Origin of the sequence: Streptosporangium minutum (assembly GCF_002149035.1) — a bacterium.
Lineage (GTDB): Bacteria > Actinomycetota > Actinomycetes > Streptosporangiales > Streptosporangiaceae > Streptosporangium > Streptosporangium minutum.
Map to the genome: position 1 here is coordinate 1 of NZ_NGFP01000127.1, position 26,973 is coordinate 26,973.

General features: G+C 70.7%; 27 protein-coding genes and 1 pseudogene. 12 read left to right on the plus strand and 16 right to left on the minus strand.

Features of this window, described 5'->3' with window-relative positions; genetic code table 11:
• Positions 1–187: 187 nt before the first annotated feature.
• Complete coding sequence (locus CA984_RS25320) at positions 188–1,486, plus strand: DUF2252 domain-containing protein (RefSeq protein WP_086576070.1); 1,299 nt, start codon at positions 188–190, stop codon at positions 1,484–1,486.
• 70 nt (positions 1,487–1,556) lie between these two features.
• Here the strand turns inward: CA984_RS25320 and CA984_RS25325 are convergent, their stop codons facing one another.
• From CA984_RS25325 to CA984_RS25345, 5 genes are read right to left on the minus strand one after another with little or no spacing between them, the layout of a single operon-like run.
• Positions 1,557–2,519 (minus strand): ABC transporter ATP-binding protein, encoded by a 963-nt coding sequence (locus tag CA984_RS25325; RefSeq protein WP_086576048.1) that lies wholly within the window; start codon positions 2,517–2,519, stop codon positions 1,557–1,559.
• Positions 2,516–3,535 carry an ABC transporter ATP-binding protein gene (locus CA984_RS25330; protein ID WP_086576049.1) on the minus strand — a complete coding sequence of 340 codons (1,020 nt, stop codon included), beginning with the start codon at positions 3,533–3,535 and terminating at the stop codon, positions 2,516–2,518. The genes CA984_RS25325 and CA984_RS25330 overlap by 4 nt, the downstream gene beginning before the upstream one ends.
• Positions 3,532–4,413, minus strand: a complete 882-nt coding sequence (locus CA984_RS25335) for an ABC transporter permease (RefSeq protein ID WP_086576050.1) — start codon at positions 4,411–4,413, stop codon at positions 3,532–3,534. Before CA984_RS25335 ends, CA984_RS25330 begins: the two co-directional genes overlap by 4 nt.
• Complete coding sequence (locus tag CA984_RS25340) at positions 4,410–5,474, minus strand: ABC transporter permease (RefSeq protein WP_086576051.1); 1,065 nt, start codon at positions 5,472–5,474, stop codon at positions 4,410–4,412. The genes CA984_RS25335 and CA984_RS25340 overlap by 4 nt, the downstream gene beginning before the upstream one ends.
• 7 nt (positions 5,475–5,481) lie before the next feature.
• Positions 5,482–7,299: an ABC transporter substrate-binding protein gene (locus CA984_RS25345; protein ID WP_086576052.1), complete on the minus strand. Its 1,818-nt coding sequence runs from the start codon at positions 7,297–7,299 to the stop codon at positions 5,482–5,484.
• Between the two features lie 174 nt (positions 7,300–7,473).
• Between CA984_RS25345 and CA984_RS25350 the strand changes: the two genes are divergently transcribed.
• Complete coding sequence (locus CA984_RS25350; RefSeq protein ID WP_086576071.1) at positions 7,474–8,244, plus strand: SDR family oxidoreductase; 771 nt, start codon at positions 7,474–7,476, stop codon at positions 8,242–8,244.
• 47 nt (positions 8,245–8,291) lie between these two features.
• On the opposite strand, the gene CA984_RS25355 is transcribed toward CA984_RS25350, so the two are convergent.
• Positions 8,292–8,702, minus strand: coding sequence for a DUF2871 domain-containing protein (locus tag CA984_RS25355; RefSeq protein WP_086576053.1), 411 nt, complete (start codon positions 8,700–8,702; stop codon positions 8,292–8,294).
• Complete coding sequence (locus CA984_RS25360; RefSeq protein WP_086576054.1) at positions 8,699–9,196, minus strand: cupin domain-containing protein; 498 nt, start codon at positions 9,194–9,196, stop codon at positions 8,699–8,701. Before CA984_RS25360 ends, CA984_RS25355 begins: the two co-directional genes overlap by 4 nt.
• 133 nt (positions 9,197–9,329) lie before the next feature.
• Between CA984_RS25360 and CA984_RS25365 the strand changes: the two genes are divergently transcribed.
• The 3 genes from CA984_RS25365 (at position 9,330) to CA984_RS25375 (ending at position 13,188) form a co-directional block, all read left to right on the plus strand.
• The gene (locus tag CA984_RS25365; RefSeq protein ID WP_086576055.1) at positions 9,330–10,238 is read left to right on the plus strand and encodes a LysR family transcriptional regulator; all 909 of its coding nucleotides are present in this window, start codon (positions 9,330–9,332) and stop codon (positions 10,236–10,238) included.
• 143 nt (positions 10,239–10,381) lie between these two features.
• Positions 10,382–10,594: a hypothetical protein gene (locus tag CA984_RS25370; RefSeq protein WP_086576056.1), complete on the plus strand. Its 213-nt coding sequence runs from the start codon at positions 10,382–10,384 to the stop codon at positions 10,592–10,594.
• Between the two features lie 71 nt (positions 10,595–10,665).
• Positions 10,666–13,188, plus strand: coding sequence for a M14 family zinc carboxypeptidase (locus tag CA984_RS25375; RefSeq protein ID WP_086576057.1), 2,523 nt, complete (start codon positions 10,666–10,668; stop codon positions 13,186–13,188).
• Between the two features lie 102 nt (positions 13,189–13,290).
• On the opposite strand, the gene CA984_RS25380 is transcribed toward CA984_RS25375, so the two are convergent.
• The 3 genes from CA984_RS25380 to CA984_RS25390 all read right to left on the minus strand — a co-directional run bounded on the left by CA984_RS25380 (position 13,291) and on the right by CA984_RS25390 (position 15,591).
• Positions 13,291–14,124, minus strand: a complete 834-nt coding sequence (locus tag CA984_RS25380) for an ATP-grasp domain-containing protein (protein WP_086576058.1) — start codon at positions 14,122–14,124, stop codon at positions 13,291–13,293.
• Positions 14,125–14,761: 637 nt separating this feature from the next.
• Positions 14,762–15,286 (minus strand): ATP-binding protein, encoded by a 525-nt coding sequence (locus CA984_RS25385; protein WP_165781401.1) that lies wholly within the window; start codon positions 15,284–15,286, stop codon positions 14,762–14,764.
• Complete coding sequence (locus CA984_RS25390) at positions 15,283–15,591, minus strand: hypothetical protein (RefSeq protein ID WP_242676155.1); 309 nt, start codon at positions 15,589–15,591, stop codon at positions 15,283–15,285. The genes CA984_RS25385 and CA984_RS25390 overlap by 4 nt, the downstream gene beginning before the upstream one ends.
• A gap of 124 nt (positions 15,592–15,715) precedes the next feature.
• On the opposite strand from CA984_RS25390, the gene CA984_RS25395 reads away from it, so the two are divergent.
• Positions 15,716–16,573 (plus strand): helix-turn-helix domain-containing protein, encoded by an 858-nt coding sequence (locus tag CA984_RS25395; RefSeq protein WP_086576060.1) that lies wholly within the window; start codon positions 15,716–15,718, stop codon positions 16,571–16,573.
• A gap of 23 nt (positions 16,574–16,596) precedes the next feature.
• On the plus strand, positions 16,597–16,809 hold the full coding sequence (locus tag CA984_RS25400; RefSeq protein ID WP_086576061.1) for a DUF397 domain-containing protein: 213 nt from the start codon (positions 16,597–16,599) through the stop codon (positions 16,807–16,809).
• An 85-nt stretch (positions 16,810–16,894) separates the two neighbouring features.
• On the opposite strand, the gene CA984_RS25405 is transcribed toward CA984_RS25400, so the two are convergent.
• On the minus strand, positions 16,895–17,809 hold the full coding sequence (locus tag CA984_RS25405) for an SDR family oxidoreductase (protein ID WP_086576062.1): 915 nt from the start codon (positions 17,807–17,809) through the stop codon (positions 16,895–16,897).
• Positions 17,810–17,904: 95 nt separating this feature from the next.
• A complete protein-coding gene (locus CA984_RS25410) occupies positions 17,905–18,660 on the minus strand; it encodes an SDR family oxidoreductase (RefSeq protein ID WP_086576063.1) in 756 nt (251 codons plus the stop codon).
• A gap of 77 nt (positions 18,661–18,737) precedes the next feature.
• On the opposite strand from CA984_RS25410, the gene CA984_RS25415 reads away from it, so the two are divergent.
• The 4 genes from CA984_RS25415 (at position 18,738) to CA984_RS25430 (ending at position 22,408) form a co-directional block, all read left to right on the plus strand.
• Positions 18,738–19,505, plus strand: coding sequence for an enoyl-CoA hydratase family protein (locus CA984_RS25415; RefSeq protein WP_086576064.1), 768 nt, complete (start codon positions 18,738–18,740; stop codon positions 19,503–19,505).
• On the plus strand, positions 19,502–20,362 hold the full coding sequence (locus tag CA984_RS25420; protein WP_086576065.1) for a CoA transferase subunit A: 861 nt from the start codon (positions 19,502–19,504) through the stop codon (positions 20,360–20,362). Before CA984_RS25415 ends, CA984_RS25420 begins: the two co-directional genes overlap by 4 nt.
• A 79-nt stretch (positions 20,363–20,441) precedes the next feature.
• Positions 20,442–21,290: a CoA-transferase subunit beta gene (locus CA984_RS25425; RefSeq protein ID WP_086576066.1), complete on the plus strand. Its 849-nt coding sequence runs from the start codon at positions 20,442–20,444 to the stop codon at positions 21,288–21,290.
• Positions 21,287–22,408, plus strand: coding sequence for an NAD(P)H-dependent flavin oxidoreductase (locus CA984_RS25430; RefSeq protein WP_242676156.1), 1,122 nt, complete (start codon positions 21,287–21,289; stop codon positions 22,406–22,408). The genes CA984_RS25425 and CA984_RS25430 overlap by 4 nt, the downstream gene beginning before the upstream one ends.
• A 309-nt stretch (positions 22,409–22,717) precedes the next feature.
• Here CA984_RS25430 and CA984_RS25435 read toward each other — a convergent pair whose 3' ends face one another.
• From CA984_RS25435 to CA984_RS25445, 3 genes are all read right to left on the minus strand, one after another.
• The gene (locus CA984_RS25435; RefSeq protein WP_086576067.1) at positions 22,718–24,148 is read right to left on the minus strand and encodes an alpha/beta hydrolase family protein; all 1,431 of its coding nucleotides are present in this window, start codon (positions 24,146–24,148) and stop codon (positions 22,718–22,720) included.
• A gap of 208 nt (positions 24,149–24,356) precedes the next feature.
• Complete coding sequence (locus CA984_RS47300) at positions 24,357–24,518, minus strand: hypothetical protein (RefSeq protein ID WP_207621027.1); 162 nt, start codon at positions 24,516–24,518, stop codon at positions 24,357–24,359.
• Positions 24,519–24,736: 218 nt separating this feature from the next.
• A complete protein-coding gene (locus CA984_RS25445) occupies positions 24,737–25,294 on the minus strand; it encodes a hypothetical protein (RefSeq protein WP_086576068.1) in 558 nt (185 codons plus the stop codon).
• A 379-nt stretch (positions 25,295–25,673) separates the two neighbouring features.
• Here CA984_RS25445 and CA984_RS25450 point away from each other — a divergent pair, with 379 nt between their 5' ends.
• On the plus strand, positions 25,674–26,195 hold the full coding sequence (locus tag CA984_RS25450; RefSeq protein WP_086576069.1) for a calcium-binding protein: 522 nt from the start codon (positions 25,674–25,676) through the stop codon (positions 26,193–26,195).
• Positions 26,196–26,481: 286 nt separating this feature from the next.
• Here CA984_RS25450 and CA984_RS25455 read toward each other — a convergent pair.
• Positions 26,482–26,973: pseudogene (locus CA984_RS25455) on the minus strand (glycoside hydrolase family 3 protein); the annotation flags it as partial.

The following is a 26,973-nucleotide window of genomic DNA, read 5'->3' on the forward strand; positions in this document are numbered from 1 at the left end:
CCCCTGAGCCGCGATCCCGACGTCCGTCGCGCTCCCTGAGCTGGGGCGTTGCGACGACCGCCGGAGGGGAAGCCGACTCCCGCATGTCCCCTCCCCTTCTTCCCCCTGTTCTCTTCGTTGGCGCGTTCCACATCCGTGACGTCCCACAGCTGGCGGGATTCCGGTCTTTCCCTCTAACGTGCGCATCATGACCACCGATGGGCGCTCGGCGCACATTCTCGACGTCCTGATCACCGAGTTCGGTGACTCCATCAAGCGCGACCCCGCCGCCTTCCGGCGCAAGTTCCGGAAGATGGCGGCCTCGCCGTTCGCCTTCTACCGGGGCAGCGCCAGCCTCTTCTACGCGGACATGACCGGGGCCTTCGCCGACGACGCCTTCCTCGACGGCCAGACGGGCCGGGTGTGGATCCACGGCGACCTGCACGCCGAGAACTTCGGCACCTACATGAACGCCTCGGGCGTGCTGGTCTTCAACGTCAACGACTTCGACGAGGCCTATGTCGGGCCCTACGTCTGGGACCTCAAGCGGTTCGCGGCCAGCGTCGCGCTCATCGGGTACGCCAAGGCCCTGTCGGACGGAGTGATCACCGAGCTGGTGTCCGGGTTCGCCCACGCCTACCTCGCCGAGCTGACCGCCATCTCGGAGGGCGGGGACGACGCGATCGGCTCGCTGACCCTGGAGACCACCACCGGCGTGCTCCACCGGGTGCTCCAGGTGGCCCGGCTGAACACCCGGGTGGCGCTGCTGGACACCGAGACCACGATCGACAACTTCGACCGCAGGTTCGCCGCCATGGACGGCCGCTTCCCGGTGGACGAGGAGACCCGGCACACGGTGGAGGCGGCCTTCCGGGACTACCTGACCACTCTCCCCGCGGTCTCCGAGATCGAGCACAAGATCAAGGACTTCGCGCTCCGCACGGGCGTCGGCATCGGCTCGGCGGGGCTGCCCTCCTACAACATGCTGCTGGAGGGCCACACCCAGGCCCTGGAGAACGACGTCATCCTCTACATGAAGCAGGCCCAGGTCCCGGCCGTGGCCCGGCACATCACCGACGAGAAGGTGCACGGCTACTTCAAGCACCAGGGCCACCGCACCGCCGAGTCCCAGCGGGCCCTGCAGGCCTACGCCGACCCCTGGCTCGGCTACACCACGCTGAACGGCGTCGGCCAGCTCGTCGCCGAGGTCTCCCCCTACTCCGCCGACCTGGACTGGGGCGACGTCAACGAGCCGGACGAGCTCGCCTCGGTGATCGGCGACCTCGGCCGGGCCGTGGCCCGCATGCACTCGGTGGCCGACGACGAGTCCAGCCACGACCTGGTCGACTTCTCCACCGAGGACGCGATCGTGGCCGTGATCGGCGGCGACGCCGACGGCTTCACCGGCATGCTCGTCGACTTCGCCCACTCCTACGGCGCGCAGGCCAGGACCGACCACCAGCTCTTCGTCGACCTGTTCCGCAACGGCCGCCTGCCCGGTCTCTGACCCGGCGCCGGAACGGCGACCCCGGCCGCCTCGGGCGGGCAGGGGTCGCCCGGGGACGCCGGAGGCGCGGCTACCGCCGGCGCGCTCCGGCGTAGTGGCAGGCGACCTGGGAGTCCGCCGAGGAGGAGAGCACGGGCAGGAGCTGTGACCCGCACCGGCCGTCGACCCCGGCCTCGGCCGCCGTGCCCGCGGCGAGGACCTGGCAGCGGGGGTGGAAGCGGCAGCCGTTCGGGATCCGGGTGGGGTCCGGCGGCTCGCCGCCGAGCACCACAGGCGCCTGCGACTCCGGCAGGACCGACAGCAGCGCCTGCGTGTAGGGGTGGGACGGCGACGTCAGGATCTGCTCGACGGGCCCCGACTCGACGATCCTGCCGAGATACATCACGGCGACGCGGTCGGCGATGTTCCAGGCCAGCCCGAGGTCGTGGGTGACGACCAGGGCGGACAGCCCCAGCTCGTCGCGGAGCCGGAGGATCAGGGCGAGGATCTCGCCGCGGACCGAGGCGTCCAGCGAGGCCACCGGCTCGTCGGCGACCAGGACCCGGGGGTCCAGCGCCAGGGCCCCGGCGATGACGACGCGCTGCCGCTGGCCGCCGGACAGCTCGTGGGGGTAGGAGTGGAAGAACCGCTCCGGCGGGCGCAGCCCGGCACGCGACAGCGCCGACGCGACCCGCTCCTCCTCGTCCGGCATGCCGTGGATGCGCGGCCCCTCGGCCACCGCCTCGTAGACGGTGTGCCGGGGGTTGAGCGAACCCGTCGGGTCCTGCAGCACGAGCTGCACCTCGCGGCGGTAGGCCTTCAGCGCGCGCGAGGAGTAGGACAGGGGCGTCCCGCCGTACAGGACCGACCCCGAGGTGGGCCGTTCCAGGCCGAGCAGGGTGCGCGCCAGCGTCGTCTTGCCGCAGCCGGACTCGCCGACCAGCGCGACGATCTCCCCCTCCCCCACCTCGAGGTTCACCCCGTCCACCGCGCGGGCGCGCCGCCCGCGTGAGGCGAACTCCATGTGCAGGTCCCGGGCTTCGAGCAGGGTCATGCGTCCTCCTTCGCCGGTCGCATGACCGAGATGCCGGGGGTTTCGATCTTCTCCTCCGTCGACAGGACGTGCACGCAGGCGGCGGTACGGCTCTCGCCCGCGGGCCACAGCTCGACCTCGCGCGACGCGCACGAGGGCAGGGAGACCGGGCACCGCGGGTGGAAGGAGCAGCCGGCGGGCAGGCGCCCGGGGTCGGGCGGGTCGCCGCCCAGCCCCTTCGGCGCCAGCCGGGAGGCGGGGTCCCCGACCGTGGGGAAGGCCTCGGCCAGCGCCCGGCTGTAGGGGTGCCGGGGGTCCTGGAAGACCTCGTGCGAGGGGCCCGACTCGACCACGCGCCCGGCGTACATGACCGCCAGCCGGTCGCACATGGAGGCCAGGACCGACAGGTCATGAGAGATCATGATCAGGCTGATGCCGTGCTCGGCGATGAGCGAGCGGATCAGCGCGAGCACCTGCGCCTGGATCATCACGTCCAGAGCGGTCGTCGGCTCGTCGGCGATGATCAGGCGTGGCGAGCAGGCCAGGGCCATGGCGATCATCACGCGCTGGCGCTGCCCGCCGGACAGCTCGTGCGGGTGGCTCCGGGCGCGCCAGGCGGGCAGGCCGACCTGCTCCAGCAGCTCCGCCACCTTCCTCCGCGCCGCGGCCGGGGTCGCCAGCCCGTGGACCAGCAGCGGCTCGGCGATCTGGTCCTCGATCCGCCGCACCGGGTTCAGGGCGTGCTGGGCTCCCTGGAAGACCACCGAGGCCGACGCCCACCGCACCGCGCGGAGCCGCCCCCACTTCATCGTGAGGACGTCCTCGCCGTCCAGCAGGATCTCCCCGGTCACCCGCGCGTCCTTGGGCAGCAGGCGCAGCAGGGCCATGGCCAGCGTCGACTTGCCCGACCCCGACTCCCCCGCCACGCCGAGGGCCTGGCCCGCGGCCAGGTCCAGGGAGATCCCCCGCACGGCGGGCACCCCGCCCGAGGCGGCCCGGTAGGTCACCGCGACGTCGCGCAGCTGAAGCAGACTCATCGGGAGGCCCCCCGCAGGCGTGGGTTGAGTACGGCCTCCAGCGCCCGGCCGCACAGCGTGAACGCCATGACGACCGCGACGATGCACAGGCCGGGCGCGAGGACGTACCACCACGCGCCGGAGGTGGCGGCTCYCCAGTCGTAGGAGCCGCGCAGCATGCCGCCCCACGAGACGCTGCCCGAGTCCGCGCCGAGGAAGGCCAGGGTCGACTCGGCGACGATGGCGCTGGCCACCTGCAGGGTCGTGTTGGCCAGCACCAGCGGGGCGACGTTCGGGAGGACGTGCCTGGTCATGATGTGCCAGTGCCCCGCGCCGAGGGCTCTGGAGCGTTCGATGTACGGCCTGGCCTCGACGGACAGGGTCTGCGCCCTGATCAGCCTCGCCGTGGACGCCCAGGAGGTCACGCCGATCGCCAGGATGATCGTGGAGGTGCCGCCGCCGAGGATGGCCGCGAGCACCAGGGCCAGCACGAGCGACGGCAGGACCAGGAACCAGTCGGTGATCCGCATGAGCACGGCCGACGCCCAGCCGCGGAAGTGCCCCGCCGCGATGCCCATCACCGTGCCGATGGTCATGCTGAGCAGGGCCGACATGAAACCGATCAGCAGGGAGACGCGCGAGCCCCACAGGACCATCAGCAGGACGGAGCGGCCCGACTCGTCGGTGCCCATCGGGAAGTCCAGGCTCGGGGGGGACATCTTGGCGCCCGTCGCCTTGGTGACGTCCATGCCGGCCGGGTCGGTGATCAGCGGGGTGAGGAGGGCCAGGACGACGGCCGCGACGAGGATCGCCGCGCCGTACAGTCCGGCCCGCTGCCGGAGGTACTCCCGCCGGAAGCGCGAGAACGCCGCCTTGCGGCGGGTCCGGGTGACGCTCACGCCGACCTCACTCTCGGGTCCAGGACGTGGTAGGCCACGTCGGCCAGCGTGTTCATGACGATCACCGCGGTGCACACCACCATGAACGTCCCCTGCATGACCGCGAAGTCGGGGCCCTTGATCGCCTCGTAGAACAGCAGGCCGAGGCCCGGCCAGGAGTAGACGGTCTCCACCGACACCGCCCCTCCCACCACGAACCCGATGTGGATGAAGACCAGCGTGACGGTCGGCAGGAGCGCGTTGGGCACGGCGTGACGCCGCCGCACCTCGTCGTCGCGCAGCCCCTTCGCCCTGGCGGTGGTCACGTAGTCCTGGCCGATCTCGTCGAGCAGCGAGGAGCGCATGACCAGCAGGTACTGCGCGTAGACCACGGCGACCAGGGTGAGACACGGCAGCACCAGGTGGTGGGCGACGTGGAGGAGGTACAGCGGCCCGCCGGGCGCGTCGACGTCCTCCATGCCCCGGGTGGGGAAGATCCCCGGTATCGGCCCCACCCCGGCGGCGAAGACCATCAGGAGCAGCAGCCCGAGCCAGAAGGTCGGCACCGACCACAGGACGAGCGACAGGCCGGTGGAGAAGCGGTCGAACCGGCTCCCGTGGTTCCACGCCGCCCTCGTGCCCTGCCACAGGCCCAGGCTGACCGCGATGACCAGTCCGGTGCCCACGAGCACCAGGGTGGGGCCCACCCGGTCGGCGATGAGCTCGGTGACCGGGCGCTTGTACTCGTAGGAGGTGCCGAGGTCCAGCCGGAGGGTCCGCGTCACGAAGTCGAAGAACTGCTGCATCAGGGGCTTGTCGAGCCCCATCTGGCGGCGGAGCAGGTCGAGCTGCTCGGGGCTGAGCGGCACGTCGCGCGTGTAGGCGATCGCGGGGTCACCCGGGATCAGCCGGAACAGGAAGAACGTCGCGACGATGACCATGCCGATGCTGAGCGCGGCCCCGCCGATCTTCGCCAGCGCGTAGCGCAGCACCGGCCGGCGGGCGCCGCGCCCCTTCCCCGGGCCCGCCGCCGGGTCGGCGGCGGGCCCGGGGTCGAGGAGGGTGTCGGGAGGGACTGTCATCGGGACGTCACTCGCGTTCGTCCGCTACGGAGCGACGCCGCCTGGCCAGGAGGAACCCGGCCGCGCCGACGACCACCACGGCCACGACGACACCCACGACGAGGCCGGTGCCGGAGCCGCCGTCGGCCGAGTCGGCCGGGGCCGCCACCGCGTCCAGGGAGTAGAAGGGCCAGTAGCCGCTTCCGCCGTACAGGATGCCCTTGTCCTCGGGGATCGGGGTGATGCTGGTGATCCGGTCCTTGCGGTAGCCCTCGAGGTTGTTCGGGTAGTAGATGGCGATGACCGGGGCGTCGGTGTAGAGGCGCTTCTGCATCAGCTTGATGATCTCGGCGCGCTTGGGCCGGTCGAGCTCGCTCAGCTGCTCCTGGTAGAGCTTCTCGTACTCCGGGTCGCAGTAGAACGACTCGGTGCCGCCGCCCTCGCCGCTCGCCGTGGGCCTGCGGCTGCACAGATGGGTGGCCAGGACCTCCTCGGGGTCGGGGTTGACCGACCAGCCGCTGATCGCGATGTCGAACAGGCCGGTGAAACCGGTCTCCTCGGTGAACTTGTTGGCGTCGAGCTTCCTGGTCGAGAGCGGGATGCCGATCTCCTTGAACCAGCCGGTCAGGAACTGCGCGATCTTGTCCTCGACGGGCGTGTCCGTGTGGATGCTGAAGCGCATCTCCAGCTTGCGCTTGCCGTCGGGCATCGTCCGGACGCCGTCGGCGCCCTTCTTGTAGCCGGCCTCGTCGAGGATCTCGTTGGCCTTGGCGATGTCGTGGGTGACGAGGTCGTCGCCCTCGGCCTTCCAGAAGAACTCCTGGTACATCGGCGGGACGATCGACCCGTCGGCCGGCACGGCGAGACCGCTCTGCACCTGGTCGGCCAGGGCCTTCTTGTCGATCGCGTAGTGGATGGCCTGCCGTACCTTCGGGTCCTTCAGCGCGGGGTGCCCGTCGCCGACCGGCTTGTTGTCGATCGTCTGCGCGCCGTGGTTGAGCTGCAGGTAGGTGGCCCTGCGGCCCTGGGTGTTCCACTGCACGATGTTCGGGTCGCCCGCCAGGGCCTCGAACTGGGGAGCGGCCAGGCGGCCGATCAGGTCGATCTCGCCCTTCTTCAGGCCCGCGTTGGCGGCCTCGGGGTTCTCGTAGAAGATGACGTGCAGCTCATCGATCTTGGGGGCGCCGCGCCAGTAGCCGGGGTTGGACTTCAGCTTGACGTAGGTGTCCTTCTTGTATTCGGCCACGATGAACGGGCCGGCGCCGACGGCCGGAGACGTGTCGTTCTCGAACTTGCCGATGTCGCCGACGGCCTCCCAGACGTGCTTGGGCACGATCGGGATGGGGTTCTCCAGCATCGAGGCCTGCGGCTTCCTGGTCTTGATGACCAGGGTCCGGTCGTCGGTCGCCGTGACGCTCTCGAAGTTCTCCACCGCCGGGCCGTTGGCCTGCTTGGCCGCGTCGACGGTCATGACCGTGTTGAAGGTCCACGCCGCGTCCTGGGCGGTGACGGGCTTGCCGTCCGACCACTTGGCGTTGGCGCGGATCTTGAAGGTCCAGGTCAGCTTGTCGTCCGACGTCTCCCACGACTCGGCGAGGTCGGGGCTGGGCTGCAGGGTCTTGGGGTCGGGGGTGGTGAGGGACCCGTACATCCAGCGGTGGATCGACGAGGAGACTATCCGGACCGCCAGGAACGGGTTCATCGAGTCGACGGCCTGGGTCACGCCCAGCCGCACGATCTTCTTCCCCGGTTCGGGCGCCTTTCTGGCCAGTGCCTGCGTCGCCGGGAGTATCGCCAGTAGCAGCGTCAGTCCAAGCGCGGCCAGCCGCGCGCCCATTCTCGTCATGGTGGTGCCCCATCTTCGAGCCGGTGAGCCGTTGTAGACGAAGGCACACCATAGAGACGGGGCATGTCAACGAGTGGTGGAAAATTGTTTCATTCTCGTTTCTTTACGTGACATTATTTTTCAACCAACCGCTCGGTATGGACGGGTCGCCGGAGGTGCGGCATGCTGCGGAACATGACTCTGTTCTCGGTGGAAGGCAAGACCGTCGTCGTCACCGGTGGATCGCGCGGGATCGGCCGGATGATCGCGGCCGGTTTCGTGGCGGCCGGGGCGACGGTCTACATCTCCTCACGCAAGGCCGCCGAGGTCGGCAAGACCGCTGCCGAGCTGGGATGCGTGGCCGTGCCGGCCGACCTGTCGACCGAGGAGGGCGTCTCCGCGCTCGTCGACGCCGTCACCGCGCGGGAGTCACGGCTGGACGTGCTGGTCAACAATGCCGGAGCGACCTGGGGCGCACCGCTGGAGGAGTATCCCGGGCACGCCTTCGACAAGCTCTGGGGGATCAACGTCAAGGGCGTGTTCCACCTGACCCAGCGGTTCCTGCCGCTGCTGCGCGCCGCCGCGAGCCCCGGCGACCCGGCCAGAGTGATCAACATCGGGTCGATCGACGGGATCCGGGTGCCCTCCATGGAGAACTACGCCTACTCTGCGGCCAAGGCCGCCGTGCACATGCTCACCCGGCACCTGTCCCAGCGGCTGGCCCGGGAGTCGATCACGGTCAACGCCATCGCGCCGGGCCCGTTCGAGTCGAAGATGATGGCCTTCGCGCTCGACGACCCGGCCACCCGCTCAGCGATCGAGTCCCACGTGCCGCTGGGCCGGATCGGCACTCCGGAGGACATGGCCGGAACCGCGATCTTCCTGTCGTCACGGGCGGGCGCCTACGTGACCGGGGCGATCATCCCGGTGGACGGCGGCATCTCCGCCCACGGGACGACGTCCTAGGGTCCCGGGTCTTTGACCGGACCGCGGGCGGACCCCATGGATCCCGCTCAGCCGGTCTTGGCCGGGAGTCGCTTGCCGAGGTTGGTGAACAGCAGGATCAGGCCGACGGTCAGCAGGATGTGGCCCAGTCCGGCGACACCGGAGATCACCGGACTCGTCTGCGCGCCGAGCACGGTCTGGGTGCCGTGGACGGTCATCATGAGCACGGTCAGCGCCAAGCCCGCGTTGTAGACCCAGAAGAACCAGGTGAAGAGCCTGCTGGCGGTCAGGGTGAAGGTCTTTTCCAGCATCAGCACGATGAGGAAGAACAACATCCCGAGCGCGAGCAGGTGCGTGTGCACGACCCCGAGCTGAGTGTCGCCGGTGAAGTCGTTCAGCTTGGTGATCTCGCGGTAGTACAGGCCGCTGACCACACCGACGATCATGTAGATGTGCGCCGTGTGAAGGATCTTCCTCATGCCGAAGGACGGTTCTTCCAGGCGGTGCTGTCACGGAAGTAGGTGTCGTAGAGCTCCTGGACCTCCAGCAGGCTCTCCGGCGGCACCTTGCCGTAGGCGACGCGCTCCAGGTGGCGGAAGTATTCGAACCGCTCGACGCCGGGGGTGATGACGATGAGGATGTCGGCGTCCTCACCCGGGGCGGCCGCGAAGGCGTGCGCCAGGCCGGGCGGCACGATGACCAGGTCGCCGCGTCCGGCGGTGACGACCTGGTCGCCGGACAGCAGCTGGGCGGTGCCCTCCAGCATGTAGAACAGCTCCGCCGAGCCCGCGTGGTGGTGCGGCTTGGCGCCGTCGGCGCCGTTGATCAGGGTGACCCGCTGCGCGGACAGAGCGCCGCCGGTGGAGCCGCTGTCGGCCAGCAGCCGGATGGTGGTCGGGGCCCGGCCGATCACTTCGGCCTCGGCGGAGCGGACGATCACGGACTCGTCGAAGTCCGGCACGATCAGGGACATCTGCGGTTTCCTTACAAAGCAAGCCAAAAAGGTGTTTTCAGGCAGCCCCCAGCGTCGGGCACCACCCTGATCGGGATCAACACCAGATCAGGTAGCGTTCCGTAACCTGGCACTTAACGAAATATGGGCGTTCATGGAGTTTCGGGACATCGAGATCTTCCTGACTCTGGCCGAGGAGCTGCACTTCGGCCGGACCGCCGAGCGGTTGCACGTGTCCTCGGCGCGGGTCAGCCAGTCGATCAAAAGACAGGAGCGACGCATCGGCGCCGCCCTGTTCGACCGCACCAGCCGTACGGTGACCCTGACCCCGATCGGCTGCCGGCTACGCGACGACCTCCGGCAGGGATACGACCTGATCCAGGCCGGTCTCGCCCGCGCCACCGCCTCGGGCCTCGGAGCGAGTGGGACACTCCGGCTGGGTGTCATGGGCGCGCTGGGAAACGAACTGCGCCCGGTGATCGACGCGTTCCGCGCCCGCCATCTCAACTGCGACGTCCAGCTCCAGGAGTTCCATTTCGCCGACGCCTTCACCCCCCTGCGCGAAAATGCCGTCGACATGCAACTGATGTGGTCGCCCGTCCGCGAACCCGGCATGACCGTCGGCCCCGTCACGCTGACCGAGGGCCGCGTGCTCGCGATCGCGGCCGACCATCCGATGGCCGTCAAGGAGGCGGCCTCGATGGAGGACTTCGGCGACCATCCCACCCTCGCTCCCGCGGCAGGGCCGCCGGACTACTGGATCGAGGCCATGGCGCCCGGTCACACGCCAAGCGGACGCCCCGTACCTCGCGGTCCCGCCGCCAAGACCTTTCACGAGGTTCTCGGCCTCGTCGCCTCTGGTCAGGGCATGTGCCCGCTCAACGCGCACGTGGCGCGCTACTACACCCATCCCGGCATCGTCCTGCTGCCGATCCTGGACGCCCCGCTGACCGAATGGGTACTCGTCTGGCGCACCGGAGCGGAGAGCCCGCTCATTCGCGCCTTCGCCCGGACAGCGCGCCAGATCGGCCCTCGCCCCATCAACGATCACAGCCCTGACTGAGCCGATCCATGGAACAGGCTTCCGGCGGAACGCCCCCGCCGCTGTCAGCGCGTCATTGCGCCCAACGGTCAGCATCACCAGGCCGGCTCGGCCAAAACCGGCTGATGCGGCCAGGGGAGAACTGCTGCAGCCCTTGGCAATCGATGAAGGACCCCGGCACGACCAAGGGGTACGGGCCGGAGCCGGCGCCCCTGCCCTGCGGCACTGCGTTCGGCCACGGCGGCGGTCCGGGCTTCCTCGTGGTGGCGTTCGACTCGGCCGACGGTTCGCGCCAGGTCACATTGTCGATCACCCCGTTCTCCCGGGACCATCATCAGGCGGCCATGACCCTGCTGACCTCTGCGGTGTGCCCTTGAAGCCTCACCCGTAACACAAGTGTGAAATTTCATATCTTGTTGTCATTCGTCCCAGATGACAGCGTGATCACATGGTGAACCGCCTCAAGGTGATCGCACCGGCCGTCATGGCCGTCGCCATCGCCCTTCCCGCCGGGGCCGCTCAGGCGGAGCCCACCCCGGTCACATCCCCCGTCACCACCTGCGACGCCACCCGGACCACCCCCGTCTACCACGGCAAAGTGCCCACGCCCAAGAGCGTGCTCGGCTTCGACCTCGGCGAACGCGAGGTCACCACGGCGGAGTCCGACACCCTGCTGACCGCGATCGACCGGGCCAGCGACCGGGTCACCTCCGGCACGCTGGCCACCAGCGCCGAGGGACGCGCGCTGAAGTACGCGATCGTCGGCACCCCGCGCAACATCCGCAACCTGCGCGCGATCGAGGCCTCGATCAAACTGCTGCGCAACCCGCTCACCCCCGCCCCCGCGGCCAGGGCCCTCGCCAGGAACACGCCCGCGATCCTCTGGGTCGCCGGAAACGTGCACGGCGGCGAGGAGAGCGGCACCGACGCCGCCCTCAAGACCCTCTACGACCTGGCCGGACGGGACGACTGCGCGGCCGGGCGCATCCTGGACAACGCCGTCGTGGTGATCCTGCCGACGCAGAACCCCGACGGCCGCGAGGCCGACACCCGGCGCAACGCCTACGCCTTCGACATGAACCGCGACTGGTTCGCCCGCACCCAGCCGGAGACCGACGGCAAGATCGAGCTCATGCGGAAGTATCCGCCGCAGCTCTTCATCGACGCCCACGAGATGGGCGGCACCGAATACTTCTTCCCGCCGAACGCCGACCCGATCTACCACGACATCGCCGAGCCGACCGTCGACTGGATCAACAACACCTACGGCGCCGCGATGATCGGCGAGTTCACCCGGCGCGGGATCCCGTTCTTCAACCGCGACGTCTACGACATGTTCTACATGGGCTACGGCGACACGGTCCCGACGACCGGCTTCAACGCGGCGGGCATGACCTTCGAGAAGGGCAACGCCTCGCCGATCGCCGCCCGGACCTTCGAGCAGTGGCTCACCCAGTGGGTCTCCCTGTCGGCGGCGGCGGCCAGGAAGACCGAGATCCTCACCACCTGGCACGGCATGTACGCCGACGCCCTGAAGCAGGGCCTCGAAGGCCGGCTGGAGCCGAACCAGGTCTACAACCCGGGCAACGAGGTCATCACTCAGGTGCCCGACCGCAAGGTGCGCCACTACTTCCTGCGCGCCGACGACCCGGCCAAGAAGGCCGAGACCGACCTCGTCGTCCGTCGCCTGCAGCGCATGGACGTCCAGGTGTACAAACTGGCCAGGCCGCTGACGGTCAAGGACTTCAAGGCGTACGGCAGGCCCGAGGCGCGCACCACCCTGCCCCGGGGCACCTACTGGATCCCGCTGGCCCAGGGCCAGAAGCACTGGATCCAGGGCATGCTGAACGAGGACACCTACACCCCGTTCCCCTACTTCTACGACGTGACCGCCTGGAGCCTGCCGCTGCTGGGCAACGTCTCCGGCGGCTCCTCCGGCCAGGTGCTGCTGCCCGCCGCCACCCCGGTCCGGCCGGTGGCCGCCCCCTCGGCCCGGCTCACCACCCCGCGCAGGGTCGGCGTGCTGCAGATGGCGAGCGCCGCGCAGAACGCCGGCGAGTCCAGCGGCTGGCTCCGCCACCGCCTGGACCGCGACTGGAAGCTGCCCTACAAGGTGCTCGTCCCGTCCGACGTCGCCGCGGGCAAGCTCGGCGACGTGGACGTGCTGCTGGTGCCGGACGGCCCGGCCAACGCGGCCGCGACCGCCCTCGGCGAGGCCGGCCGTACCGCGCTGAAGGACTGGGTCGGCCGGGGCGGCCGGTACGTCGGCTGGTCGGGCGGCGCCCAGCTCGCCGCGCTGGCGGGGATCTCCGGCGTGACGCTGGCCGAGCCCTCCTCCGACGTGCCCGGCTCACTCCTGCGGACCACCGTGGCCGGAGGGCCGCTGAGCGAGGGCGTCGGGTCGAGCGTCATGCAGTTCTACGCCTACGACCTGGTGATGCGGGCCGCCGACCCCGCGCACGTGGTGGCGTCCTACCCGGCGGCGGACTCGCCCGACTGGTTCCTGTCCGGCTTCGCTCTGGGCGCCGGGGAGCTCGGCGGGACGGCGGCCGTGGTGGACGAGCCGGTGGGCAGCGGCCACGCGGTGCTGTTCGCCGCGGAGCCGAACTTCCGTGCCTTCACCGACGGCACGGCGAAGATCGTCGCCAACGCGATCACCGCCGACCTGCCCGCCACCCGGGCGCGGGCGCTCGTCCCCGCGCCCGACGCCTCCCGTGCCGCGGCGGCCATCCCGGACCGGGAGTCGCCGATCCGCCTCACGGTCCCCGCCGCCGACGGGGACAAGGTCCGCACGGCCCTGAACGGCTTCGGGGCCACCTGGGCCGAGCAGGCCGCCACCGGCGGCGCGGTCCGGTTCACGGTCGCCAACCCCGGCGGCCTCGGCCTGCACGAGCACCCCTGGGCGGGCAGGCTCCCGGGCGCGCTACGCACCGCCGGAGTGTCCCCGCTCGCGGTCGTCCTGCCGCAGTGACCCGTACGGCGGGCGCCCTGGAAACGGGGCGCACGCTGTACGGCGCCGCACGCGGGTGGTCTCCGGCGGGCGGCTCCGGCCGGTTGTATGGTGACCCTGCGGTCAGAGCGCTTCGGCCAGCGCGCGGGCCAGGTTGGCCGCCGCGTCGGGGGCGTAGCGCAGGAACAGGTAGGGCTCGGTGAGCTCCAGCTCGATGAGGACCGGGCTGCCGTCGGGGAGACGGACCAGGTCGACGCGGGCGTAGAGCACGCCGGGGAACTCGGCGAGCACCTGCTCGGCCAGCGTGACCTGGTCCGGGTCGGGGGTGCGGAGCTCGCCGTGGTCGTTCCCCTCCCCCGGCGTGGTGGCGTTGCCGGCCAGCATCGGGTTGCGCCGGATGGCGTGGCTGAACCGGCCGCCGAAGTAGAGCAGCGAGGTCTCCCCCTCGGTCTCGACCATGTCCAGGTAGGGCTGGATCATCGCGGTCCGCCCCTCGGCGGCCAGCCGGGCGGCGTGCGCCTCGGCCTCCTGCCGGTCCCCGGTCCTGATCGTGTCGCGGGCCCCGGCCGACACCGTGGGCTTGACCACGTACTCGTCGAGGACCGGGAAGTCCACGGCCTCACCCGGCGCGACCCAGTAGGTGGGGATGGCCGGTGCCTTCAGATCCCGCAGGTAGGTCTTGTCGGTGTTGCGCTCCAGCACGGCGGCCGGGTTGAGCAGCCGGGTGACGGACTCGACCCGGCGGGCCCAGTCGAGGAACTCCGCCCGCCGGTCCACGTAATCCCAGACACTGCGGACGACGACGGCGTCGAACGCGGCCCAGTCAACCTCGGGGTCGTCCCAGCGCACGACATGCCCGGTGATCCCGGCCTCGGCCCAGGCGGCGAGGGTGGGCTCCTGCTCGTCGTCGACCCCGTCCGGGTCGGCAAAGGTCACATAGGCTGCGGAAACGCTCATGGAATGCCTCTTATGTCAGTACCAACTGAATACGAAGGACCTTACACAAAGGCACACACCCAGACATTAACCGCATCCTGCGGGTCGGACAGAGCGTGGCTCCCCCGTACGGCGCCGCATGGATGAGCGGCCCCCGGCCACCCCACCGGCTCTGACCTTCCACCCCGTACGGCGYCRCATGGATGAGCGGCCCCGGCCACCCCACCAGCCCTCACCGCGCTTTTGACCTTCCCCGCGTGGAGCCGCACGAATGAGCGGTCCCGGGTCGGAGCAGGGTTTGAACGGTGCCGCCACCACCGCCTGACGCGCGCTGCGGTGGGCGGGTGTTCCGGCCGGCCGTCTCAGTCGCCGTCTCGTGGTTCAGGCCTCCGGCCTGGCGGGCGCGACGGTTGCGGGCTTTTATACGCCGGCCGGAACACCCGTCCACCTCCGCGCCTCTCTGCTCCGCCGTACGGCGTGCGGGCCGTAGCCGCTCCCTTTCCGTCCGCCCGGCGGGCTCGATGACGCTGAAGCGATCGCGGCGCGGCCGTTCAGGGGCGTCGCCGTAGCTGACGCGTCACTTCCGGAAGGAGCGCAGGGTCGGCCACCGTAAGGGGGCGGCGGCGATCGTTTGCCGGGAACGCATCGCCGGAGCGTCTCAGCGGCGCTCATTTCCCGGCAGGCGGCCTGCGGCGGATGCGAATGTGGCCGCCGTGTCGTCCGCCACGTGGAACCAGACCGCGTTGCCCGCCTCGTCGTCGTGGTGGGTGCCCCATCCGGACGCCATCATCTCCACCAGGAACAGGCCGCGCCCGCCGTCGCTGTCGGCGTTGGCGGCGCGGATGAAGGGAACGCTCGTCGCGGACCCGTCGTCGATCACCTCGACGTGGACCATGCCGCCGCCGACACCCAGGCAGACCATCACCGAGCCGCCGGGCATGCGTCCCGAGTCGGAGTGGACGACGGCGTTGGTGACCACCTCGCTCAGCAGCAGCACCACGTCGTCGAGGACGGCGTCGGCGATCCTCCCGGACAGCAGGTCGCGCACCCACAGACGCACCGTGGAAACCGAGTACGGCGTGCCGGGGAACTCCGCGTGGGCGAGCAGGCGCAGAGCGCTCCAGCGGGCGGAGGTCGCCCGCTGACGTTCATGCCGACAGACGGTCTGCTGAGGCACACTCATGCGATCACCGCCGAGGCGATGACGTCGGCCGCGTTGTCCGCCTCGGCCCATATCCACTGGCCCGGCCGCCACAGCCGCGCCCACCAGGGGCGCCAGGTGAAGGCCCATCCGCAGGCACGGCGGATGACCGTGATGCGGATGCGGCTCTCACCCGTCGGCACGATCTCCAGGACCGGCCGCCCGCCGACGGGCACCACCAGCGAGGTACGGACCCCGAGACCTCGCAGATCCCAGCCGAGCCGCACCAGGTGGATGAACCGCGCTTCTCGCGAGTCGTGCTTTTGTATCGGCGTTGGTATCACCACTCCCCCTCCGTAATCATTCGGCTACACTGCGTGGAAGCTACCGCAGGCCGCATCTCTTTGGTAGTTACCTCAGGAAGTTTCCATCGGCAGTTTCCAAACCCGAGAGCCGAAAGAAGGTACGGCCATGGCCGCCGACACGAGCCCCACCGTGCGTAGACGCCGATTGGCTTCGGAGCTGCGACGGCTGCGCATCGAGCACGGGCTGTCCATGCAGGAAGTCGCCGAGCGCATGGATCTCACGGCGGCCTCCATCAGCCGGATGGAGACCGGCCGCAGGGGCATCCGGCCGAGAGACCTCCGCGCGTTCCTGGACATGTACGGCGTTGCCGAAACCGGTCGGGAACCGCTGCTGGCTCTGGCCAAGGAGGCACGGCAGCGGGGATGGTGGCAGAACTACGGAGACGTGCTGCCAGGCGAGTACGCGACGCTCATCGGGCTGGAAGCCGAAGCCGCATCCACAAGGACCTACCAGCAGACACTGGTTCCCGGACTGCTGCAGACCGCAGAGTACGCACGATCGGTGATTGCGGCCTCACGTCCCGGAGACACTCCGGAAGACGTCGAACGCAGAGCCTCCGTACGGATGGAGCGTCAGAAACGACTCACAGGTCAAGATCCGTTGGAACTGTCCGTCATTCTTGGCGAAGGGGTGGTGCATCAGCACGTGGGAACAGCTCAGATCACAGCCGACCAGTTCCACCATCTCGCCGAAGCCAACCGGCGCCCTAACGTCATGATTCAGATACTCCCCTACCGAGCCGGGGCGCATCCGGCGATGACGGGATCGTTCACCATCGTGGGATTTCCGGCCCCGAGCGACCTGGACGTCATCTACCTGGAGAACATGTCCAGCGGCTTGTATCTGGAGGATGCCGCAGATGTTCGACGGTACGTGACGGTGTTCGATTACCTCCGAGCAGCGGCCCTCAGCCCGGCGGACACCACAGCTATGCTGATGGACGCGTCGAAGATTCTGTCGTGAGTGTCCATTGGAAGGGAACCGCGATGTCCGACCCGGTAGACCTGACGAACGCCGTGTGGCGGAAGAGCTCGCGCAGCGGAGGCAACGGGGACTGCGTGGAAGTCGCGGATATGGACGATGTCGTAGCCGTCCGGGATTCCAAAGACCCCGGCGGGCCCAAGCTCGTCTTCTCCTCGGCGGACTGGGCCGCCTTCCTCGGCCGGGTGAAGGCAGGAGACTTCGACACGCGCCCCTGATGGCTGGAGAGGGGCCGTCGCCCTTGTCCGGGCGGCCGGTGGGGGTTCCGCCTGCCCGGACGTCATCGAGGCACAGGGGGCCGGGTCATGGTGATGAGGCGCCGTAGACGGGCTCCGGCTCGGCCGCCTCGCTCAGGAGTTTCGCGACCGCCTCGCCGATCTCGGCGGCCTCCCAGCGGGCGCCCCTGTCCGCACGGGGGCCGTGCCTCCAGCCGTCGGCGAGCGAGATCATCCCTCCCTCGACCTCGAACACCCGCCCCGTGACGTGGGCGGAGGCGGCCGAGCCGAGCCAGGCCACCAGCGGCGCCACGTTGGCCGGGTCCATGGCGTCGAACCCGCCCTCGGGCCTGGCCATCGTCGCGGCGAAGACCTCCTCGGTCATCCGGGTCCGCGCGGCCGGGGCGATCGCGTTCACCGTGACGCCGTAGCGTCCGAGCTCGGCGGCGGCCACCTGGGTGAGGGCCGCGATGCCCGCCTTGGCCGCGGCGTAGTTGCCCTGTCCGACGCTGCCGAGGAGCCCGGCCCCGGAGGAGGTGTTGATCACGCGGGCGTCCACGGGGCCGTCCGCCTTCGCCCGCTCCCGCCAGTGCGCCCCGGCGTGCCGCAGCGGCAGGAAGTGGCCCTTGAGGTGGACCCGGATCACCTCGTCCCACTCCTGCTCGGTCATCGAGACGAGCATCCGGTCACGGAGGAACCCGGCGTTGTTCACCAGCACGTCCAGCCGCCCGTAGGCGCTCAGCGCCACCTTGACCAGCCGCTCCGCGCCCTCCCAGTCGGCGACGTCGTCGCTGTTGGCCACCGCCCGGCCTCCCAGGTCGCGGATCTCCTCGACCACCTCCAGCGCGGGCCCGCCGGACCGGCCGTCTCCCCCGGGTCCGGTGCCGAGGTCGTTGACCACGACCTTCGCCCCCTGCCTGGCGAACTCCAGGGCGTGTTCCCGCCCGATGCCGCGCCCGGCCCCGGTCACGATCACTACACGTCCGTCGCAGATACCGCTCATCAAATCTCCTTGGGTGTGGAGACCCCGGGCTTCAGCCCCGGGGAGGGAGTCAAGCAGGTCCCTTTCGCCGTGATCATGCAGAGTTTTCCGGGAGTTCATCCACCGTGTCCAGATGCGATCTCCCGCCAGGCGGGGATCTCGCCGCCGCCGTGCAGGAGGATCTCGGCCCCGGTCACGTAACCGGGGGCGGCCAGCCACAGGCACGCCCCGGCCACGTCCCCGGGCAGGGCCATCCGGCCGGCGGGGATGGTGGCGCCCATCCGCCTGACGCCCTCGGGCCCGCCGTAGTGGCCGGTCGCGTTCTCGGTCTCGGCGAGGCCGACGACCACCGTGTTGACGCGGACGCGCGGCGCCCACTCGGCGGCCAGGCAGGCGGCCAGATGGTGCAGGCCGGCCTTGGCGGCGCCGTAGGCGGAGGTGCCGGGCGAGGGGCGCGCGCCGCTCGAACTGCCGATCATGACGACCGAGCCGCCGGCCGCGGCCAGGAGCGGGTGGGCGCGCTGGGCGACCAGCATCGGGGCGGTCAGGTTGAGTTCGACGATCCGGGCGTGCAGCCGCGGCGAGGTCCCGGCCAGCGGCGCGTACGGCGAGCCGCCCGCGTTGTTGACCACCGTGTCGAGCCGCCCGTGCCGCTCCTCGATCTCCCCGATCAGCCGGTCCACCTCCGCCGGGTCCCGCACGTCGGCGGCGACGAACCGGGCGCCCTCGGGCAGCGCCCGCGACTCCTTGCGCGCGCACACGACCACCTGGGCCCCGGCGGCCAGGAAGGCCCCGGCGATCCCGGCGCCCAGCCCCTTGGTCCCGCCGGTCACCAGCACGACCGACCCGGCGTAGTCGTAGGAGATCCGCATGACGCCTCACCATCTTCCGCCCGGCCCGTCGCGTGCTACCGTACCAAGCAAGCGTTAGGTGCCAACAGTGAGGCGCGATGGGAATCACTCTGCACGGCGGCGGACCGGTCGCCGAGGTGGTCGTGGAGGTGCCCCCGGTCAACGCGTTGACCGTCTCGGGCTGGTTCGAGCTGGCACGTGCCGTGCGGGAGGCCGGGCACGACCCCGGCACCCGCGCCGTGGTGCTGCGCGCGGAGGGCCGGGGATTCAACGCCGGGGTGGACGTCAAGGAGATGCAGGCCACCCCCGGGCACGCCGCGCTGGTCGGGGCCAACCGGGGGTGCTTCGCGGCGTTCGCGGCGGTGTACGAGTGCGAGGTCCCCGTGATCGCCGCCGTGCACGGGTTCTGCCTGGGGGGCGGCGTCGGCCTGGCGGGCAACGCCGACATCGTCGTGGCCAGCGAGGACGCCTACTTCGGCCTGCCGGAGGTGGACCGCGGCGCGCTGGGCGCGGCCACCCATCTGGCCCGGCTGGTCCCCCAGCACCTGATGCGCGCCATGGTCTACACCTGCCGCAACGTCACCGCCGCCGAGCTGCACGCCTTCGGCTCGGTGCTGGAGGTCGTCCCCCGCGACAAGCTGCGCGACGCCGCCTTCGAGGTCGCCTCCGCGATCGCCGGCAAGGACCCCTACGTCATCCGCCGGGCCAAGGAATCATTGAACGGCATCGACCCGATCGACGTCAGGCGCAGCTACCGGTTCGAGCAGGGCTTCACCTTCGAGCTCAACCTGATGGGCGCCGGCGACAGGCACCGCGAGGCGTTCGTCTCCGGGACGGACGGCACACCGGACGAGGAGGGGCGATGACCGGCAAGGTGATGACGGTCGAGGAGGTCGTCGGGTCACTGCGGAGCGGCATGACGGTCGGGATCGGCGGCTGGGGCTCGCGGCGCAAGCCGATGGCCCTGGTCAGGGCGATCTGCCGGTCCCCGCTCGACGACCTGACGATCGTCTCCTACGGCGGCGCGGACGTCGGGCTGCTGTGCGCCCACGGCAAGGTCCGCAGGGTGATCGCGCCGTTCGTCACGCTCGACTCGATCCCCCTCGAACCGCACTTCCGGATCGCCCGGCAGAGCGCCGCCGTGGACTTCACCGAGTACGACGAGGGCATGTTCATGTTCGGCCTGCTCGCGGCCGCGCACCGGCTGCCGTTCCTGCCGACCCGCGCCGGACTCGGCTCGGACGTGACGCGGGTCAACCCCGGCCTGCGGACCGTCCGCTCGCCCTACCCCGACGGCGAGGAGCTGATCGCGGTCCCCGCGCTGACCATGGACGTCGCCCTCGTCCACCTGAACCGGGCCGACCATCGCGGCAACGCCCAGTACCTCGGCCCCGACCCCTACTTCGACGACCTCTACGCCAAGGCGGCCGAGCGCTGCTACGTCTCCTGCGAGCGCCTGGTGGACACCGCCGACCTGCTGAAGGAGGGGCCGGTCCAGTCGCTGCTGATCAGCAGGTCCATGGTGACCGGCGTGGTGGAGACGCCCGGCGGCGCCCACTTCTCCAGCTGCGAGCCCGACTACGACCGCGACGAGGCCTTCCAGCGGGCCTACGTGGCCGCGGCCTCCGATCCGGAGGCGTGGAAGGCGTTCCGGGAGCGCTACCTGTCCGGCGACGAGGCCGCCTACCAGGAGGCCGTACGGCTGTCGCGGGAGAGCGCGTGAGCGCCGGGCCACGGCCGCCGCGGCGCTCCGGCGCCGCGTCCGGCGCCGCGCACACGACATCGGATCTCAGGAGGGACCTGTGACGACGATCACCGCCACGCGCGCCGAGGTGTGCGTCGTCGCATGCGCGGAGGCGTTCCGGGGGGACGGGGAGATCCTCGCCGCGGGCATCGGCGGCGCGATCACCGTGCTGGCCGCCCGGCTGGCCCGGCTCACGTTCGAGCCCGACCTGATCACCCACGACGGGACATGCCTGCTGACCGGGGACGTACCGCCGCTGGGCGAGACGCCCCAGGTGGTCGAGGGCTGGCTGCCGTTCCGGGACCATCTGTGGCTGGTGCTCAACGGCAGGCGGCACGTCATGCTGGGGGCCAGCCAGATCGACCGGTACGGCAACAGCAACATCTCCTGCATCGGCGACTGGGCCCGGCCCCGCTCCCAGCTCCTCGGTGTGCGGGGCGCCCCGGGCAACACCGTGTGCGACCCGACCAGCTACTGGATCCCCCGGCACTCGCCCCGCGTGTTCGTCCCGAAGGTGGACATGGTCAGCGGCGTCGGCCACGACCGCGCGGCCGAGGCGGGACCGAGCGCCTACCGCCACCACGACCTGCGCCGGGTGGTCACCGACCTGGCGGTTCTGGACTTCGACAGCCCCGACCACTCGATGCGCCTGGCCTCGGTCCATCCGGGGGTCACCGTGGAGGAGGTCGTGGACAGAACCGGCTTCCCGCTCGCCGTGCCGGACCCGGTGCCCCGGACCCGTATGCCGACCGCCGAGGAGCTCCGTGTCCTCCGCGAGGTCCTCGACCCCGGCTCCCTGCGCGAGCGCGAGGTCCCCGACCCCGGCTCACCTGCCCCCGGGGCCCCCGCCTCCTCGCAGGGCCGCCAGGCTCCCGGCCCCTCGCGCGGCCGCGAGACCCCGGCATGACCTCCGGCCCGGGACCGGCCGCCTCCGCCGCCGATCCCGCCTCCGCCGGCGCCTCGGACCCGTCCGGCGTCTCGCCACCCACCCTGGCCACCCGGCTGACCGAGCTGGTCGGCTGCAGGTATCCCGTCGTGCAGACCGGGATGGGATACGTGGCCGGGGCGCGGCTGGCCGCGGCCACCTCCGGCGCGGGCGGCCTGGGGGTCATCGCGGCGGCCACGATGACGGTCGAGCAGATGACGGGCGCGATCCGCGCGGTCAAGGAGCGGACGGACGCCCCCTTCGGGGTGAACATCCGCTCCGACGCCGACGACGCCCGCGAGCGGATCGACGTCATGATCCGTGAGGGGGTCCGGGTCGCGTCGTTCGCACTGGCTCCCAAACAGGAGCTCATCGCCCGGTTGAAGGACGCCGGGGTGGTGACGATCCCCTCGGTCGGCGCGCGCAGGCACGCCGAGAAGGTCGCCGCCTGGGGCGTGGACGCGGTGATCGTGCAGGGCGGCGAGGGCGGCGGGCACACCGGGGCGGTCCCGACCACGGTGCTGCTCCCCCAGGTCGTGGACGCGGTGGACATCCCGGTGATCGCGGCGGGCGGCTTCTTCGACGGGCGCGGGCTGGTCGCGGCCCTGTCGTACGGCGCCTGCGGGATCGCGATGGGCACCCGCTTCCTGCTGACCTCCGACTCCACGGTCGGCGACCAGGTGAAGGAGGTCTACCTCGGCATGTCCGACACCGTGGTCACCACCCGGGTGGACGGCGTCCCGCACCGCGTCCTGCGCACCCCCTTCGTCGACTCCCTCGAACGCTCCCGCCTGCGTCTGCTCCGCGCGGTCGCCAACGGAGCCCGGTTCAGGCGGCTGTCGGGCATGTCCTGGGCCGGGATGGTGCGCGAGGGCCGCCGGATGAGACACGGCCGCGACCTGACCTGGGCCCAGGTCCTGCAGGCCGCCAACACCCCGATGCTGCTGCGCGCCGCCATGGTGGACGGGCGCGCGGACCTCGGCGTCATGGCCTCGGGACAGGTCGTCGGGCTGATCGACGACCTGCCGAGCTGCGCGGAGCTGATCGGCCGGATCATGTCCGAGGCGCATGCCGTACTGGACCGCCTGCCGCGTCCATGATCGGGCCGGGTAGTGCCTTTACGAAGTATGTCCATTTTTGAGACGGCGCGGAGCCGCGCTCGCACCGCCGGTGTGGGGGCCTGCAACGGAACCAGAACGCACGCCAGGCCGGTTCGGGGGCAGCATGGGTGACGAGCAAGGCGCGCGGGGCGCTCCAGCAGACGCCCTGACCCTCCTTTGGGCCACTCATCTCCCGAAGTCTCCCGAAGTCTCCCGACGTCTCCCGAAGGACCTGAGCCCTGAGTGGGCCCCCGATTGCGCACTTCTGCTGCGGCTGGGGGTCATATCCGCGTCCGGACAGCCCCTCTCCTACAGGACGGTCAGGTGGCCGTACCTGGACAGGGCTGCGGTCAGGCCGCCGGATTCGCCTCGGAGTGTGGCGTCCAGGAAGGCGACGGTGGCCGCCGCGGTGATGCGCGGCCCGGCAGTCCGGCCGAGGGAGCCGATGAGCGCGGGCAGGGGCGGCATGAAGAGCGGGGCGTCGGTGAAGGTGAGGTGCGCCGCGCCGGGGACGGTGAGCCGGTAGCCCGTCGCCGTACTGAGCTGGAGCACCCGCGTGAGGCGCGGGATGTAGTCCGGCTCCTCGCCCGGTTTGACGTCGTGGGTCAGCGCGAGCACGGGCTGGTGGAACGGTCGCGTCGCGGGGTCGCGGGGGAAGCCGTCCAGGTCGATGACGGCTGCGAACCGGGGGTCCTGGCGAGCGGCCTGCAGGGCGGCGGCGCCCCCGAGGGAGTGGCCGGTCGCTGCGGCGCGGCGGGTGTCGAGCCGCCCGATCAGGAGGCCCGGGATCTCTCCACGGTCCAGGCGGCCGAGCTGGGTGAGTACGAAGCTGAGGTCGGCGGCCCTGACCGCTGTCCACCCAGCCGCGCGCCTGTCGTCCTCCGCTTGGTCGCCGGTGGCCGCGACCTGGGTACGGATCGTCCGGCCGTCGGTGAGGGTGACAACGGCGGAATCGTATGGGTGGTCGAGGGCCGCCACGACGTACCCGCGGCTGGCCAGTTCCTCGGCCCAGGCGGTGTTCTGGGTGCGCACTCCTCCGAGTCCGGGTGAGAACAGCACCACGGGGAACCGGCCGCCTCCGCCGGCCACCGGGGCATCGGGCACCGAGCGCGTGCGGGCGCGTGACGGCTCGTCGAGAATGAAGCGCGGGAGGCCGAGGTAGTCGGCCTCGCTGCGGGCGACGAGCTGTGCTTCTTTCGCCGTGCGGCCGAGGTACCACGCCCGCTGGGCGGCCCGGGGACCGCCCTGCGCGGGATACCAGAGCTGGACGACGACCGTCCGCTTGTCATCGGTCCGGGACGTGGCGATTTCCGCGCGATCAGGGTCGGTCCACTGCACGACGGTGGTGCCAACGGCGTAGGCGCCCGATGGCTTGGGGAACACGGGCAGGGGCAGTGCCCACGCCGCCGCCGCGCCAGCGAGGATCAAGGCCAGGCATGCCGCCGATCCCGGCAGGGCCAGCCACCATCGAGCCCGCCACGCGGGCCGCCCGGCACGCCACCTCAGCAGGGAGGGAGCAGCGAACGCCAGCGCGACGGCCCCGCCTGCGAGGACCGGTAGGAGCTGCCAGCGGATCCCGAGCACGGCCAGCGCAATCGCGGACACCGCGAGGGCCGCCGCGCCGGCCAGCGTCAAAGGTCGGCGCGCCTCGGGCGGCAGCCAGCGGGCCAGCACCAGCACGACGGCGGCCGCCAAGGCCAGGAGCTCTGCGAGGGACAGGCCGAATACGGTCACATTCATGTGATCACCGTGGCGGAATGACCTCAGCCGGACATCGGCCCAATGTCGAGAGTTGTATGCGACCCCGGTATGACCTCTCGCGCCCCGTCTGCGACCGGGATCGCAGGGGGCCCCGGTAGTCCCGGCGCCTCCCGGACGAACGCTCGACCGGCCTGCTTCGGGAGCTCAGGGCGCGTTCGGGAGAAGGGCGCCACCGGGGCATGGCTCTCTACCGGGAGTCGTCCTCGTCGAAGTCTTCGTCGTCTTCGTCATCTTCGGCCCGGGCGTCGGGGTCGCGGAGTCGCCGGGTGGCGGTGGCGCCTTTGCCGGGGCCGGCGGGGCCTACGGGCGTGAACGAGTATTTCCCGTGGACGTTGACGTGTTTTCTCATGAAAGGACTGAGGCGCGCGACGTCTTCGTCTCGCACAGGAGAGCCTCACGAATCTCATGCCGTCGATCGCGGCGACCAACCCGCCGCCCAACGCCTGGGCGAAGCCGATGCCGACCTGTTGGGCGATCAGGTACGGGTTGGCGGCGGTGTAGTTCGCGGCGCGCAGACATCCGATCTGCCCAAGGCGTCAAACTGGCATGCAATGTGCAGGTAGTGGCTTACGTGTCCGCGCTGACGATCACCTTGCGTTGCTGGTCGTCCAACCACTCCAGGTCCAGGTGAGCCCCGCTGTCCATCTGGACGAGAGCCATGGCGCTCGCGTTCGATAACCGGGTGAACGGCTCTGGCAGCAGACGCAGAAGGTGATTCAACGCCTGCGGATCGGGACCGTAGGCCTCCTGCGGGTCCAGGTCGGGCATGGTGAGACGAATGTGCCCGTCGGCCGCGTAGACGAGACTGGAGTGCCCGTTGACGCCCCAGAACAGATCCCACACGCGAGCGCCGATGCTCAGCCGTTCCAGTTCATGCGGTGAGCGAAAGCCACCTTCAAGGTCAAGAAGCATGATCGACGGGCCGGACTCGTCGATGAAAAGGCCCTCGCCCTCCACATCCGTCTCCTGGATCTCGTAGCCGGACCCCGCGACCGACTCGGCTATGTCGGTGACGTCCATCGGCTCAGCGAGCGGCTGGATGACAGTCCAGGACAGCGTGTAATCCAGCCACTGGGCGACATCGAGTAGATGCCGGTAATGCGCGACAAGATCCGTATGCGGCATGGGCCAATGATCCCAGCGGCAGGAAGGGCAGGGATCTCACCAGCGCCACGGCCTCGTCGAGGAGTCGTCTCTCGGCCTGACTCAGCGTCGGGTCGGCGACCCGTATCACCAGAGCCCTTTCGAGATCGATCACGTGGTCGACGTCGCTGAGCAGGGAAATCAGGATCATGCGGGCCAAGGGCGCCTCGGCCCGCGGGCCCACCGCGACCTCCGCCAGGATCAGAGTCGTCAGCCCGGACCTGGCTGGCCGCCCATCAGGATGGCGGTGGACGGACTTCTAAGCGGGCGAACTCAACCGGTAAGAAGACGCAGACGGAGGGTGAGACTACCGGTTTCATTTGTCCCGTCAACGATTCGACCATCAGACGGGGAATTCCAAATGTCGTTCGTACACCGCGTTGTCGCCACCCTGGCGATCATCTCGGCCGGCCCCATGGCCGCCGCCGCCCTCACGATTCCCGCGCAGGCGGCGACCAGTACGTCCGTGCACGTCAGCGGGCGCACGCTGTTCATCGTCGGCACCTCCAGCGGCGAGACGGTCAACATCGGGGTGTTCCAGGGAAAGATCACCGTTGACTCCACGTCCGGGGTGAGCGCGGGAGCCGGCTGTACGCAGTCCGGCGCCAACGTGGCCCAGTGCGTGGGGACCGGGAGCGGAATCCAGTTCATCGACGCGTCGCTGCTCGGAGGCAACGACACCGTCACCAACTCCACGTCGCTGCAGTCGTCGATCCTCGGTGGCGCGGGCCTGGACACCCTGAACGGCGGCTCGGGCCGGGACGGCCTCAACGGCGGCTCCGAGGACGACACCCTGATCGGCAACGGCGGCCTCGACGTCGCCAACGGCGTCGGCGGATTCGACGTCTGCGACGCCGAGACCGAGAGCGGCTGCGAGGCCTGACGAGGAATGACCGTCCGGCACCACCTGTGCAGGGCGGATGCGGGCCGGGCATGCGGCCCTGGCGGCCGCTCACCGCCGGCAGCCGGCGACCGCGGGCGTGAGCGACGACGTCGAGAAGCTCGCCGCCTTCCTGCGCCGGCAGGCGCTACGGGTAGCCGGCCCTTTGAAGCTTCCTGCGCCGGCAGGCGCTACGGGTGGCCGGCCCCTTAGCTCGTCGCCCAGGACCCGGCCACGGGTCCGATCCCGCTGGCGGCCGCGCGGCCGGCCGGCGCGGGCCGTACGGATGTCAGAGCCGGAGATCCCCGGCGAGGACCTCGGCGGCGGCCTGACCGCAGACCTTGGCCGACCCGTGGGTGGCGATGTGGACGGCGCCGAGGTCGGAGCGGCCGGGCAGGCCCATCTCGACCACGACGGTGTCCGGCCGGGCGGCCAGGAGGTGGTTCAGGGCGTCCGTCTGCCAGGGGTGGCGGTGGGCGTCGCGGACGACGGCGACCAGGGGGCGGTCCACCGCGGAGGCGAGCACGGACTCGACGGCACCGCCGGTGGCGGTCGAGGCGTTCAGACGGGTCACCGTGGTGCCGGGCAGGAGCTTGCCGAGCGGCTCGCCGACGCCCCAGGGGGTGTCCTTCTCGATGGCGAGGTTCATCTCCGGGGCGAGCTCGACCACGTGGGGCGGGGCGGGCAGCGGGAGCACCGCCGACGCGGAGCGGCGGGTGATCCGCAGGGCGCGCCGGGCGGCGGCCAGGCCGATCGGGACGTCATCGGGGCGGGCGGGCGC